This is a genomic window from Nocardia sp. CDC160 (assembly GCF_035818795.1).
In the GTDB taxonomy this organism is placed as follows: domain Bacteria; phylum Actinomycetota; class Actinomycetes; order Mycobacteriales; family Mycobacteriaceae; genus Nocardia.
Window position 1 is genome coordinate 297,070 of record NZ_JAYKYT010000007.1, and the last position, 13,653, is coordinate 310,722.

12 protein-coding genes, 2 rRNA genes and 1 riboswitch are annotated in these 13,653 nt (G+C 68.2%); all 14 genes read right to left on the minus strand.

The genetic code is table 11. The features are described 5' to 3' along the window. Positions 1-4: 4 nt before the first annotated feature. On the minus strand, positions 5-496 hold the full coding sequence (locus tag VMT40_RS34295) for a hypothetical protein (protein ID WP_326363598.1): 492 nt from the start codon (positions 494-496) through the stop codon (positions 5-7). After that, a complete protein-coding gene (locus tag VMT40_RS34300) occupies positions 493-1,509 on the minus strand; it encodes a putative FMN-dependent luciferase-like monooxygenase (protein WP_326363599.1) in 1,017 nt (338 codons plus the stop codon). Before VMT40_RS34300 ends, VMT40_RS34295 begins: the two co-directional genes overlap by 4 nt. Continuing rightward, positions 1,506-2,258 carry an ABC transporter ATP-binding protein gene (locus tag VMT40_RS34305; RefSeq protein ID WP_326363600.1) on the minus strand — a complete coding sequence of 251 codons (753 nt, stop codon included), beginning with the start codon at positions 2,256-2,258 and terminating at the stop codon, positions 1,506-1,508. The genes VMT40_RS34300 and VMT40_RS34305 overlap by 4 nt, the downstream gene beginning before the upstream one ends. Further along, positions 2,251-3,126 (minus strand): ABC transporter ATP-binding protein, encoded by an 876-nt coding sequence (locus VMT40_RS34310; RefSeq protein ID WP_326363601.1) that lies wholly within the window; start codon positions 3,124-3,126, stop codon positions 2,251-2,253. Before VMT40_RS34310 ends, VMT40_RS34305 begins: the two co-directional genes overlap by 8 nt. Next, on the minus strand, positions 3,119-4,954 hold the full coding sequence (locus VMT40_RS34315) for an ABC transporter permease (RefSeq protein ID WP_326363603.1): 1,836 nt from the start codon (positions 4,952-4,954) through the stop codon (positions 3,119-3,121). Before VMT40_RS34315 ends, VMT40_RS34310 begins: the two co-directional genes overlap by 8 nt. Further along, on the minus strand, positions 4,955-6,118 hold the full coding sequence (locus tag VMT40_RS34320) for an ABC transporter substrate-binding protein (protein WP_326363604.1): 1,164 nt from the start codon (positions 6,116-6,118) through the stop codon (positions 4,955-4,957). A 71-nt stretch (positions 6,119-6,189) separates the two neighbouring features. Next, positions 6,190-6,306, minus strand: a riboswitch (SAM riboswitch). A gap of 146 nt (positions 6,307-6,452) precedes the next feature. Next, complete coding sequence (locus VMT40_RS34325; protein ID WP_326363605.1) at positions 6,453-7,091, minus strand: HAD family hydrolase; 639 nt, start codon at positions 7,089-7,091, stop codon at positions 6,453-6,455. A 42-nt stretch (positions 7,092-7,133) separates the two neighbouring features. Beyond that, on the minus strand, positions 7,134-7,613 hold the full coding sequence (locus tag VMT40_RS34330; RefSeq protein ID WP_326363606.1) for a MarR family winged helix-turn-helix transcriptional regulator: 480 nt from the start codon (positions 7,611-7,613) through the stop codon (positions 7,134-7,136). After that, positions 7,606-8,040 carry an SRPBCC family protein gene (locus tag VMT40_RS34335; protein ID WP_326363607.1) on the minus strand — a complete coding sequence of 145 codons (435 nt, stop codon included), beginning with the start codon at positions 8,038-8,040 and terminating at the stop codon, positions 7,606-7,608. Before VMT40_RS34335 ends, VMT40_RS34330 begins: the two co-directional genes overlap by 8 nt. 144 nt (positions 8,041-8,184) lie before the next feature. Then, positions 8,185-10,218 (minus strand): elongation factor G, encoded by a 2,034-nt coding sequence (gene fusA, locus VMT40_RS34340; RefSeq protein ID WP_326363608.1) that lies wholly within the window; start codon positions 10,216-10,218, stop codon positions 8,185-8,187. Positions 10,219-10,516: 298 nt separating this feature from the next. Further along, on the minus strand, positions 10,517-10,864 hold the full coding sequence (locus VMT40_RS34345; RefSeq protein WP_326363610.1) for a YrdB family protein: 348 nt from the start codon (positions 10,862-10,864) through the stop codon (positions 10,517-10,519). Between the two features lie 141 nt (positions 10,865-11,005). Beyond that, positions 11,006-13,087, minus strand: a complete 2,082-nt coding sequence (locus VMT40_RS34350; protein WP_326363612.1) for a TerD family protein — start codon at positions 13,085-13,087, stop codon at positions 11,006-11,008. Positions 13,088-13,255: 168 nt separating this feature from the next. Continuing rightward, a 5S ribosomal RNA gene (gene rrf, locus VMT40_RS34355) occupies positions 13,256-13,372 on the minus strand. A gap of 103 nt (positions 13,373-13,475) precedes the next feature. Next, positions 13,476-13,653: ribosomal RNA gene (locus tag VMT40_RS34360) — 23S ribosomal RNA — on the minus strand; the annotation flags it as partial.

The following is a 13,653-nucleotide window of genomic DNA, read 5'->3' on the forward strand; positions in this document are numbered from 1 at the left end:
CACCTCACTCATGTTCCGCTCCGATCAGTGTCAGCCCGGCCAGCAGCCGGACCTGGAAATGCACGAACCCGATGAGCTGCGCCACCGTCACGATGTCGCGCTCGGACAATCCGGCCGCGGCCAGCGCGTCGATATCGGCCCGGGTCGCCGCCGCGGGCGCGGTGGTGACCCGCTCGGCATGACGCAGAATGGCCGCCAGCACCGGATCACCCTCCGCCGGAACGGTTCTCAGCCCGGCGTAGTGCGCGGCCAACTCCGGCGCACCGGCCAACTCGGCCACGGCGACCGCGGCCGCGATCAGCCGCTCCCGGCCGACACTCGCGCTGGCGGGGCCGTTGAGCAGCGCCTCGTACACGCCCTGGGTGTGCTCGATGACCGCCGGACGCGTCTCGCGCAGCGCCCGTACCGCCGCGGCGCGCTCCCCGAGCACGGCATCGATGACATCCGCCGTCCCGGCATCCGGCCCGGCCGCGGTGGCGGTGGGTGCTTCACTCACGGGTGAGTCCTTTCGTCCGACCGCCAACCCAGTTGCGGCGCAACCTTCGTGGCGATGAGTTCAATGGAGCGCAGGGTGGCGACATGGCCGGGATCGACCGGATGCACCTGCACGATGAAGTCGGTGGCCCGCCGTAGCGCCGTATCCGCCGCGAGCTGCTCGGCCACCTCATCGGGTGTGCCGTAGTAGATGTCGCGCAGCACCTCGGCGACGGAATTCGCCACCTCGGGTCCACCATTGCGGCCCAGCTGATTCAGGAAGCGGGCCGCGCCGCGCTCGGCGAGCTCGGCCGCCTCGGCGTGGTCGTCGGCCACGAAAACACCTCGGGAAGCACCGATTCGGGGCGTCGCTCCCCCGGGCAACGCCGCAAGATAGGCGTCCACCAGCGGCTGCTGGATCTCCCACAGGGGCGCGTCGGGCGCGGCCGGATCGCGGGGCTGTGCCTTCGACAGCAGCAGGCCGTCACCGGCGGCTCCGGCGCGGGCCGCTCCCCCGGCCGAGAAAGTCGCCTGCCACAGCCGATTTCGCAGACCCGGGGCGGGCGGGTTCAGGCCGCGGTCACCGACCAGCGGCGTGCCTTCCAGCGCCGCCGTCACCCTGGCCAGCTTGTCGGCGTAGACCCGCTGGCGATCGGCACCGGCCAGGTCGAACAGCTCGAACGCGTGGCGTGAGCCGCCCGCGCCGAAGCCCAGTTCCAGCCGACCGCCCGCGAGGGTGTCCAGCACGGCCGCGTCCTCGGCGACCCGGATCGGATCCTCCAGCGCCAGGGTCACAATGGCGGTGCCGAAGCGCAGGCGCTCGGCGCGGGCCGCCGCGTGCGCGAGGAAGACGAAGGGCGCGGGCAGCCCGCCCTCGGCCGGATCCAGGTGATGCTGTGCCACCCAGGCGGTGTCGTAGCCGAGCCGTTCGGCCAGTTCGATCTGCTCGAGCGCGTGCCGATAGACGGTGGCCGCGTCCTCCCCCGCCTCGGTGCGGACCAGGCGGGTGAAGAAGCCGAGACGGTGCGGGGTCATAGGGTCACCTTTCCCAGGTAGGCGTCGCGCACGGCCGGATCGCCGACGAGTTCGGCGGCCGGGCCGTGCAGCACGATCCGGCCGGTGCGCAGCACGTTCGCGGTGTGCGCGATGCTCAGGGCCAGTTCCGCCTGCTGTTCCACGATCAGGATGGCCAGGCCCAGTTCTCGATTGAGCCGGGCGATCTCGTCCAGCACCCGATCCACGAACAGCGGCGACAATCCCATGGTGGGCTCGTCCATGCAGATGAGCCGCGGCTTGCTCATGAGTGCCCGCGCGAACGCCAGCATCTGCTGCTCACCGCCCGACAGCGTGCCCGCCCGCTGGGTCCGGCGTTCGGCCAGCCGCGGGAAGTGCTCGAACAATTCGGCGGCCCGCGCGGCCAGCACCGCGCGGCGCTCCTTGCGAATGTAGCCGCCGACGAAGAGGTTCTCCTCGACGGTCATGGCTCCGAAGACGCGCCGGGCCTCCGGCACCGAGGCCAGTCCGGCCCGAATGCGTGCCGAGGCGGGCGTGGCGCTCACGTCGACACCGTCGATCTTGACCGCGCCCGAGGACGGCTTCAGCAGTCCCAGTGCGGTTTTCATGGTGGTCGACTTGCCGGAGGCATTGCCGCCGAGCAGTGACACGATCTCGCCGGGGCGGACCTTCAGCGAGACTTCGTCCAAGGCCCGCGACGGCCCGTAGTGCACCACGACCTTGTCGAATTCGAGGATCGGTGTGGCGTTCTCGTCGAATCCCTCAGACATCGACGGCCGCCTTCCCGGCAACCCGGCTACGGCCGAGATACGCCTCGATGACGCGCGGGTTCTCGAGCACCTCGTCGGGGGTGCCCTCGGCGATGACGCGGCCCTCGTCGAGCACCAGCACCCGGTCCGAGAGGTCGTGGACCAGGTCCATCTTGTGTTCGACCAGCAGCACGGTCTGGCCCTGCGCCTTCAATTCGGCCAGCTGCCTGCCGATTTCGGCGGTCTCGGTCTGGTTCATGCCCGCGGCCGGTTCGTCGAGCAGCAGCAGATCGGGTTCGAGCGCGAGCGCCCGGGCGATCTCGGTGCGGCGGCGATTGGCGTAGGACAGCGTGTAGGTGGGGTGATCGGCGCGCGGCCCGAGTCGCTCGGAGAAGCGGGCCACTTGGGCGTCGATGCGGGCCGCCGACTCCCGGCGCTCCGCACGCGCCGCGGGCGTGGGCACCAGGGCCACGGCGAGCTCGGCGAGCTCGGCGAGCAACGAAATCCACCGGAGCACCGGAATATTCGCGATCGAGCGCAGGGGTCGGGTGGCACGCAGTGTGGTTTGCAGGCCGACGTCGACGTTCTCGCGCACGGTCATATTGCCGAAGACCCGGCCGTTCTGGAAGGTGCGCGCGATACCCGCCGCGGCCGCCGCCTCGGGTCGGCCGGGACGAATCCGTTTGCCGCGCACCAGGACTTCCCCGGCGTCCGGCTTCAGGACGCCGGAGATCAGGTTGACCGTCGTCGACTTGCCGGACCCGTTCGGCCCGATGATCGACACGAATTCGCCCGGTGCGATGGAGAATTCGACCCCGTCCACCGCCCGGACGCCGCCGAAGGCACGCCGCAGGCCGGTCACCGTCAGCACCGCCTCGGTATCAGGCATTGACCGGGACACGATCCCTCCTCACCAGAATCCCCTGCGGCCGGAACCGCACCACCAGCAGCAACACCAAGCCGTACAACACGATTCGCCACGACGGCGCCAGTCGCAGCGCCTCCGGAACCCCGATCAACACGACCGCGCCCAGCACCGCGCCGTAGGGCGAGGCGGTGCCGCCCAGCACGAGAATGGTCACCACCAGCAGCGACATCGGCAGGTTGAACACGGTCGGGTCGATATAGGAGTACTGGTGCGCCAGCAGCGCCCCGCCGATTCCGGAGAAGAACGCCGCGAGCGCGAAGGCCAGCGCCTTGTAGTCGCGCACCGGCACACCCGCCGAGCGCGCGGCCACCTCGTCGGCCCCGATGGCCCGGATGGCAATGCCCAGTCGCGACCGCTGCACCCCGATGATCACCGCCAGCACGATCGCCAGCACCACCAGCTCCAGGCGGAAAATATCGGTGTGCGTGGTGAATTCGTGGCCGAACAGCTCGGGCGCGGGAATGCCGAAGATGCCGTAGCTGCCGCGCGTCACCGACTCCCAGTTGCGAATGATCGCCACGATCACGATGCCGATGCCCAGGGTGGCGATGGCCACGTAGTGACCGCCCAACCGCCACAGCGGCGCGGCCAGCACCGACGAGACCACCGCGGCGACCAGGCCCGCGACCAGAATCGCGGGCAGGAACGCCCAACCGTGCGACACCGTCAGCACCGCCGAGGTGTACGCGCCGATGGCGATCGGTCCGGCCTGCCCGATGGCCAGCTGGCCCGCCGAACCGGCGACCAGCGTCATGGACACCGCGATGATCGCGTAGGCCAGGATCTGGGTGCCCACCGAAATGCTGTAATCATTGGCGACCAGCGGAATCACCACCGCCGCAAGAGCGAAGACGATGAGCGCGTGCCACCAGCGCACCGGCCGCTCCCGGCCCGCGGCCAGGAAGGTGCCGGTCATCGGCTCGGATTCGATGGCGGGCGGGCGGGCCAGCAGGCCGCCGGGCCGCAGCACCAGGAAGATCACCAGGAGTCCGAAGGTGATCAGATCGCGGTAGCCGTCCCCGAACCAGTAGATGCCGAAGGCCTCCACCAGTCCCAGCACGAAGCCGCCGAGCACCGCGCCCGGAATCGAGCCCAGCCCGCCGATGGTGGCGGCCACGAAACCGGTCATGCCGACGATGCCGCCGCTGGTCGGTGAGATGTTCGAGTTGTAGAGGCCGACGAAAATGCCCGCCAGCCCGCCCAATCCGGACGCGATGGCGAAGGCCAGCGACTGCACCCGCCCCACGCCGATGCCCATTTGGGCGGCGGCATCGGGGTCCTGCGCGGTGGCGCGAATCGCCAGACCGTGACGGCTGTAGCGCAGGAAGGCCCACAGCCCCGCCATCACCGTGAGCGTGATGGCGAACATGACCACGTCGGAGGTGCCCAGTCGCACCCCGCCCACCCGAATATTGTTGGTGGACAACACCTGTGGAAACGGTCGGGTGTCCGGTCCGAACACCAGGGCGACCACGTTCTCGATGATCAGCCCCACCGCCACCGTGGCCAGCAGGGCCGCGATGGCCGGAGCCCGGCGCAGCGGCCGCACCGCCAGCACGTCGATGGCCACGCCGACCAGCGCCGTCACCGCCACCACCACCAGCAGCGCGGCCCACCACGGCACCCCGTGCTGGGCGATCAGCCACCAGCCCAGCACCGAGCCGAAGGCGAAGATCGCGCCGTGCGCGAAATTGATGACATTGCTGACCCCGAAGATCAGGGTGATGCCCACGGCAATGAGCGCATACGCATTGCCGTGGACCAGACCCGCGATGAGCGTGTCGAACATCTACTTGTTGCTTCCGACCGGCAGGAACTTGCCGTTCTGCAGGATCAGCTCGATCGGCTTCACCCCGCTCGGCCGCCGCGTCTGCTGGTCGAAGGCGAAGGTGCCCAGGCCGATTCCGTCGAAGTCCTTGATCTCGCGCAGGCCCTTCAGCACGCCGTCGCGGGTCGCGCCGCCGTATTTCGCCGCCTTCACCAGCACGTTCAGCGCGTCGTAGGCGTAGACGTTGAAGTCGCCGGGATCGGTATTGAACTTGGCCTTGAACTTGGTGACGAAGTTCTGGATCTTCGGGTTCGGGTCCGACGGGGTGAACACGCCGTTCACGATGTCGCCCTCGGCCGCCTTGCCCGCCAGATCGATGAACTGCGGGGTGTTCTGGCCGCCGAAGAACTGGCCGTTGAACCCGACATCACGCAGCTGCTTGGCCACCAGCGCGCCGTCCGGGCCGTAGCCCAGGTGCACGAACGCGTCCGGGTTGGCGTCGCGGCCCTTGATCAACACCGGGCGGAAGTCCTGCGAGTCCGGCAGAATCGAGGAGGAGTAGGCGATCTCGACACCCTTCTCCTTGGCGAACTGCTGGAAGTACTGGAAAGCCTGCTTGCCCCAGTCGGTTTCGAGGTAGACCACCGAAACCTTCTTGGCCTTGGACTTCACCCACTCGGCATTGCGCTCCTGGAACACGTCCAGGGTGATGGAGGGGCTCCACGAATAGTCGCCGCCCTTGGTGAAATCCACCGAGGAGTTGGTGAATCCGTACTGCACCAACTTGCCGCGGTTGTAGACCGGCGAGGCCGCGATGGAGGCGGGCGAGGAGAAGTCGCCCAGCTCGGCGATGATCGATTGGTCGCCAACGAATTTGGTGGCGATCGGCACCGTCTGCTTGGGATCGGACTGGGAGTCCTCCCATTTCAACGCGACCTTCTTGCCATTGATCCCGCCATTGGCATTGATCTCGTCCAGCGCCAGGTCGAAGCCCTGCTGCCAGAGCCGCCCGTACTCGGCCGAACCACCCGTCTTCGGACCGGAAACACCGAAATAGACGGTGTCCGACCCGCTTCCGGAGGAATCGTTGGAGCAGGCCGACGCCAGCCCCGCCACCAGGGCCGCAGCCGCAACACCCACCGCCACCCGGCCGACAACACGCTTCCGGGACCAGATCCTGCTCATTGTTACCTCTACACTCGCGCACCGACTCGCCAGCCGGGCATGGGGACACGACCGCGCTGCCACACGCGGTCGAATAGCGCTTGCGATACCCGCGACGGCATCGCCTGGTCGTCACCCGGGGCACCCCACCGCTACGCGAGGGTTGCCGATCAGCGAGCCGGGGCTCGAACATGCTGATACTCGTGACCGTGGGGCAAAGGTAGCCGCGGGCGGTCCCGCACCGACAGCATTCGAATCACCCTGATGCCAACGGCACCCGTCGAGCGGGCGGGCAAAGCCCTTGCCGGGCATGCGGTTACCCCGGCGTTGTCCCGCTGTGCCGAGGCTGCAATGGCTAGTGCGCGAGGTGGGCCGTGAGCCAGGCCGGGAATTCGGTGAGGTCGCCGAGCACCACATCGGCCCCGGCCGCCGAGAGTTCCTCGGCCGAGTACGGTCCGGTGGTCACCGCCACCGACACCGCGTCGGCCACCTTGGCCGCGCGCACATCGCCGAGATGGTCGCCGACGTAGATCGACGCGCCGCGCTCACGCAGCACCTCGCCCTTCTCCTCGGCCCACGCCCCGCCGACCAGTTCGTCCACGTTCAAGCCGAGGTGATCGAGGTGCAGTTGCGCGTGCGGCCCATTCTTGGCCGTGATCACCAGGACTCGTCCCCCGGCCGCGTGCACCGCCGCGAGCGCGTCGACCACACCGGGCAGATGCGCGGACGCCTCCACCGCCAAATCCGGATAGAACTCCCGATACATGGCCACGATCCCCGGCACCTCGTGCTCCGGAAACCACTGCGCGGCCTCGTGCGCGAGCGGCGGCCCGAGCCGCGAAACCACCAGCTCCGAATCGATCTCCACCCCGGTCTTCGCCGCCACCGCATCCCACACGGCGGCAATCCCCGGCCGCGAATCGATCAGCGTCATATCCAGGTCGAACCCGACAATGAGCCCGGTGTCCGCCGGAGTCGCATGATCGCTAGCCACGATCCGACCCTACGGTGTGCCTCGGTGCGCGTCGCAGTGCGGTCAATCGGGGAGACGGTGCGCGGCGATGGGTTTCAAGTGTTCGCGGAGGAAGTCGCCGTCGGGGCCGAAGATCTCGACGTCGGTGTCCACGGCGATCTGGACGGCCCGACTGACCAATTCCCGTCCGGCGGGGGTGAGTTCGATGCGCAGGGCGCGGGCGTCGGCGGGGTCGGCGCGGCGCGCCAGCAGGCCCCGGTCCTCCAGGCCGCGAATCACCTTGGAGGCCATCATGCGGTCCGAGCCGGACATGTCGGCGACCTGCTGTTGGGTGGGCAGGTCGTCCTGGCGGCTCAGCCAACCGGCCGAGGCCAGCAGGTTGAACTGGGTGGGGGTCAGCCCGAGCGGGCGCAGGTTGCGCTCCAGCCGCGTCCGCCACTCCAGTGCCGCGTGATGCAGCCAGAAGCCCGGACTCATGAGCGGACCCCGCGGGACGCCTCGTAGTTCTCGCGGCTCCCGCGGTTCGCCCGGCGATTCAGCCACGCCGCATTGCCTCCTGTTCCAGTGCCGCGAAGGTCAGCGGCATATCGGCCCGCATGGCCTTCTCCCAGATGAGCTTGAACAACGGCCCGAAGATCCCGTGGACCTCGACATTCTCCGCCACCTTCACCGTGCCGTCGCCGAGCGCCTCGTAGGTGCGGTGGCCGCGCAGTTTTCCGAACGGAATGCCCGCCTCGCTGGTCCACGAACGGCCCGGTTCCACCGCCACGATGGTAAACGGCCCGGCGGGCGCCCCCTTCGGCTTGACCCACCCCGTGGTTCCCGGCGCGAATTCGCCATCGATGCGGGACTTCTCCTCGTGCGGATCCCATTCGGACCAGCGGGCCACATCGGTGGCGACCGCCCAGATCTTGTCGACATCACCCTTGATCACGGCCGATTCGGTGAACGAGTACATCATCGCTGTCATCTCCTGAAGAGAGTTTCTGTTGTTGCGACAACAGTAACCGTAGTCGCGACAACAATCAACCCCTTCTCGTGAATTCGCCCGTGCGGGTGGGTCCGGTGGGGCGAGAGCGATCCCTCACCCCACCGAACCCGATCCGACCCGCCGCTACGGAGCGGGCGCGTAACCGAGCGGGCGCGTCGTGAACGTGCCGCGTCCCTGCGTCCGACCGCGCAAACGGGTTGCGTAGCCGAACAATTCGGCCAGCGGAACCGTGGCGGTGAGCACCACGGTGCCGGTGCGGGTCAGCGAACCCGTGACCCGGCCGCGCCGAGCCGCGAGATCACCCAGCACGGCGCCGACATGATCCTCGGGCACCGTGGCGGTCAGCTCCACCAGCGGCTCGAGCACCGCCATGGCGCTGGCGCGCAAGGCTTCCCGCATGCCGAGCCGTCCGGCGGTGCGGAAGGCCAGCTCCGACGAATCCTTCGAATGCGTCGCACCGTCGGTGAGGGTGACCCGCACGCCGGTGACCGGATGGCCCGCCAGCGGCCCCTCGGCCAGCGCGTCGCGACACCCGGCCTCCACCGCGCGCACGAACTCCGCGGGCACCCGGCCGCCGACCACCGTCGACTCGAACTCGAAACCGGTTGCCCCGGCATCGGATTCGCGCAACGGTTGAACATCGAGCACGATATGCGCCCACTGCCCGGCCCCGCCGTCCTGCTTGGCGTGCCGATACACCAGACCCCGCACGCCACGCACAACGGTCTCACGGTAGGCCACCTGCGGACGCCCGACCGACACGCTCAGCCCGCGCTCGCGGCGCAACTTCTCCACCACGACCTCGAGATGCAGTTCGCCCAGACCGGCCAGCAGCGTCTGCCCGGTCTCGGGATCGGTCCGCACCGACAGCGACGGGTCCTCCTCCGCCAGCCGGGCCAGCGCCACGGCCAACTTCTCGGTATCGGCGCTGGACTTGGCCTCGATCGCCACCGACATCACCGGTTCGGTCGGCGTCGGCGGTTCCAGCAGGACCGGCGCGTCCGGCGCGCACAGTGTCGCGCCGACGCGCACGGCCTTCGGCCCGACCAGGGCGACGATATCGCCCGCGACCGCGGCATCCACCTCCGCGTGACGGTCCGCCTGCACCCGCAGGATGCGCGCGATCCGCTCGCGACGGCCGCCGCTCGCGTCGAGCACGGTGTCGCCCTTGGTCAGGACGCCCGAGTAGACCCGCACGAACGTGAGCCGTCCGGTCGGCGTGGCGTGCACCTTGAACGCCAGTGCCGCAAGCGGTTCCGACGGATCCGCGGCACGGCCGTCGTCCCCGCTGACAATCGCGGGCCGGTCCAGCGGCGACGGCAGGTAGGCGACGACGGCGTCCAGCAGCGGCTCGACGCCGATATCGCGGTAGGCCGCGCCGCACAGCACCGGAACCACCTCGCCGGAGAGGGTGAGCTCGCGCAGCGCCGCGGTCAAGGTGTCGGCGGACAGCCCGGAGTGTTCGACGAACTCCTCTAGGGCCGCCGAATTCCGTTCCGCCACCGCCTCTTCCAGCTCCCGACGCGCACGCTCGACCTCGGCCGCGAGGTGGTCGGGCACCGGGCCTTCGACCACGCCGCCATCCCAGTGCAGCGCCCGCAGCCGCACCAGGTCGACCACGCCGGTGAAGGCGTCATCGGAGTACACCGGCAGCTGTACAAGCAGCGGAACCGGGTGCAGCCGTTCGCGAATCGAGGCGACGGCGGCCGTCAGATCGGCCCCGGCGCGATCCATCTTGTTGACGAACGCGATGCGCGGAACACCGTAGCGGTCGGCGCGCCGCCAGACGGATTCGCTCTGCGGCTCCACGCCCGCGACGGCGTCGAAAACGGCCACGGCACCGTCCAATACGCGCAGGGAGCGCTCGACCTCGGCGGAGAAGTCGACGTGCCCGGGGGTATCGATGACGGTCAGCCGGTGGCCGTTCCACGCGCAGCTCACGGCCGCCGCGAAAATGGTGATGCCCCGATCCCGTTCCTGTGGATCGAAATCGGTGACGGTGGTGCCGTCGTGCACCTCGCCGCGCTTGTGGGTGATACCGGTGAGAAACAGCATGCGTTCGGTCACCGTGGTCTTCCCGGCATCGACGTGCGCGAGAATTCCGAGATTGCGAACGATGGCAAGGTTGTGTCGAGAGACATTGGTACGCACGGTCATACGTCCTTCGTGCTGATCTTGAACAGAACAGCGCGATTCCCCGGGACGTCAGCGGTCCAGGGGTTGACTCAGTACCGGCCGCGCAACCGGCACCGAGCGGGCGAAGACACCAGGATCACCTCGAAGCGCGGACGGGCGACGACGGTGGTGCGATGGGTGCGCATGACCGGCCCTTCCTGCTCGAGTGAGAGTTGCTGCGGGACTCCCCGTCCCGCCGAGTGAACGTAACAGTGCAACGCTGTAGGTGTCGCGCGAATTTCCGGGCCGCCGAGTGAATGTCCCTGCGGCCCAGGGGTGCTCACATCGACAGATGCCCGAAATGGATCACGGCGAGGTTGGCCACCACCAGCACCGGAAAGGCGACCGCGGTCGCGCGGTGCCCGAGCTGCCACAGCGCGGCGGACGCCCCGCCGAACACCGCGATCTTGGTGGCCACCGCCGCGACGGGGATGGAGTAGCTCGCCTGCGGTGCGGCGAACAGGCCCCAGAGCACCACGGCCGCCACCGCCATGCCGATACCCAGCAGGATCTTCGCCACCCGTCCGCGGCCGGTGCGGAAACCCCAGTAGGCCAGCGCTCCGACGGCCACGAGTTCGAAGACGAAGGCGAGGGTGAGGTTGGTGGCCGTCCAGACGGTGGCGAGCATAATTCGATTCTCACCGAATCACTGCACCGAGTCAAGAGCAGTGCTCTCGCTGGGCGGTGAGGAGAGCGGAAGCACTGGATATCTACCCAAAAGAATTAGAAGGAAGCGCCTCCATGGCCTCACCGCGCATCACGGTAGCAGTCACTCCGGGATCAGGTCACCCAGGTTTTCGGGGGTGAACATCCGCGATCCCTCGGGCAGGCGCTCCGGCCGCTCCATGCCGATGAATGTCACCGGCTCCTCGAAAGTCTGTCCGTCCCAGAGAGTTACGTCGTCGGCCAGCAGACCAGCGAGGTAACCGACCGTCAGATACCGGCGGTCGACCACCGCCCGGGCCAGCGCGGTCGCCGAAACCCGGTTGTTCTCCACGGCATTGAACTCCGGCTCGCCCGCGAGGTTCAGGTGCAACCACTTCACCAGCCACTCACCCGACGGCGCGCGGAAGAAGACCAGCGGCAGCGCGACCCGACCCGGGCCGCGCAGCTCCGACTTCATGCGCACCGTGCGCGGTTCGTAGGGCAGACCCCGCTGGTCGCCGTCGCGCAGCATGAAACCGAAGAACGACTCGGCGACCTCGTCGAACCCCTCACCGGCGAACACATTCACCTGCGGCACGATGGCATGCGCCTCGACCTTCGACAGATCCAATTCGATGAACTCCGAGGCACCTTCGGGAGCCTCGGTGATGTCGCCCGAATGCACGCCACCCACCGCCGTCAGGCTCGTGTAGGACAGCCAGTCGACGAGTTCGTAATCCTGGTCCAGCAGGAGCGCGGAGAGATCGAAGTCGGTGCGCTCGGCCAGCTGCCGCCAGTAGACGAAGAACCGGAGCCGCTCACCGCGCACCGGCGAGACGGAACCGCGCGGCAGTACGCCGAGGCCGCCCGGGATTGCCTTGCCGCTCAGGGGAAGTGCGAGATCGAAGACGTCCGGATCGATCACCAGGCGGGCCGGAGACGGCAGGCGACGCCGCAGCTCCGCATCCAGTACGCGGCGCAGACGGGCGAGAATGTCCGAGTCGATCGGCTCACGGGTATCCGCCAGCACTCGGCCACGACCCATCCGATTGGCGAACACGCGCTGCGCGACGCCGTCACGATTGTCCAGATGCTCACGGACGGACAGGATCACCCGGCCGGACACGGTCCCGATCGTCGACTCGACCGCCGCCAGCACCGCCTCGCGGTCGGCATCGGAGCCGCTCGTCCGCAGGAGTCGATCCAGGGAACGCAGGAGCAGACCCGGTGCCATCCGCAGCAATTCGGCCGCACCCGCGATATCACCGGCCGCCACCAGGGCCTCCAGCCGCGACGCGAACGAGGGCGCGCGCCGCTCGCCCCGGGCGACCGCGAAAACCATTGCGGCGTGCTCCCACTGCGGGAACTCGTGCGGATGCAGCCGCTCGCCCAACCGCTTCCACGCTTCCCGGTGCGCGGACACATCGCCGAGCTTGGCGGGCTGCTCGGCAATCACCGTGTCCAGGGCGGACAGCAGTCCCCGTCGGGTACGACGCGACAGGGAACGGAATCGTGTGGGATTCAGTAGCGAGACATCGCCGTCCGACAACAGGCACGCCAGCCGCAGGACGTCGGTCACGGTGTCCGCCAATAGCTTCTCGCCCGCCGCGAGGCGGATCTCGTTGATGATCGCGCGATGCTCACGCACCGGAATCGAATCCGGTTGCGGGCCCTGGGCGCAGTAGAGCGCCAGCTCCCGCAGGATCGCCAGATCTTCGTCACCCAAGGGCGTGGTCCGCCCGGCCAGGGAGAGGTAGAGCGCGGATACCTCGTCCTCGACCGACCGTCCGAGGCCCAGCACGGTCACCCGGTCGCCCGCGGACTCGATCAATTCGTCGTGCGCCGCGGCCATCTCGGCATAGTCGTGCTGATACCGGCCGTACTTGGGCAGGGCGAGCAGATTCAACACCCCTTGCTCGAGCCCCTCGGCCACCGCGGCCGCCGCCAGCTCGTCACCGAGCGCGTCCAGCAGGCACTCCGTCCAGAACTCCACGGTGTCGGGCACATTCGCGGGGAAGTCCTTGAAGTACACATTGTGCTCGACATGCGCCCCGGCGATCCGCCGCACGATCGGCAGCACGCGCACCGCGGTGTCGATCACGAATTCCGGTGTCAGACCCGACAGTGCGGCCAGCAGTTCCCCGGAAAGCTTGAATCCCACCGTCATCAACACGGCATCGAACTGCCGAGCCGCTACCTTCCCCACCCCAGCCGGTCCATCAATACCGGGCAGTCGCAGTGTCCGGCCGATAACCAGCTCTTCCAGATCCCAACTCACCCAGGCATCTTCGCAACCTTCGGCCGCAGAGCACAGTGAATTGTTTTGGATACGCCGAAGGCCCCCAGCTGATGCTGGGGGCCTTCGCGAAGGATGTTCCGGCGGTGTCCTACTCTCCCACACCCTGTCGAGTGCAGTACCATCGGCGCAGGTGGCCTTAGCTTCCGGGTTCGGAATGGGACCGGGCGTTTCCCCACCGCTATAGCCGCCGTAACTCTATGAAACTATCCACGCGGTGCGACAAGGGCTTGGGGGCCCTCCGCAACACATGTCGTGTGTTGTTTCAGATACTGCACAGTGGACGCGTAGCTTCTTTGTTGGTAAGTCCTCGGCCTATTAGTACCAGTCACCTACACCCGTTACCGGGCTTCCAGTTCTGGCCTATCAACCCAATGGTCTGTTGGGGGCCTTACCCCCTCGAGGGGGTGAGAAACCTCATCTTGGAACAGGCTTCCCGCTTAGATGCTTTCAGCGGTTATCCCTTCCGAACGTGG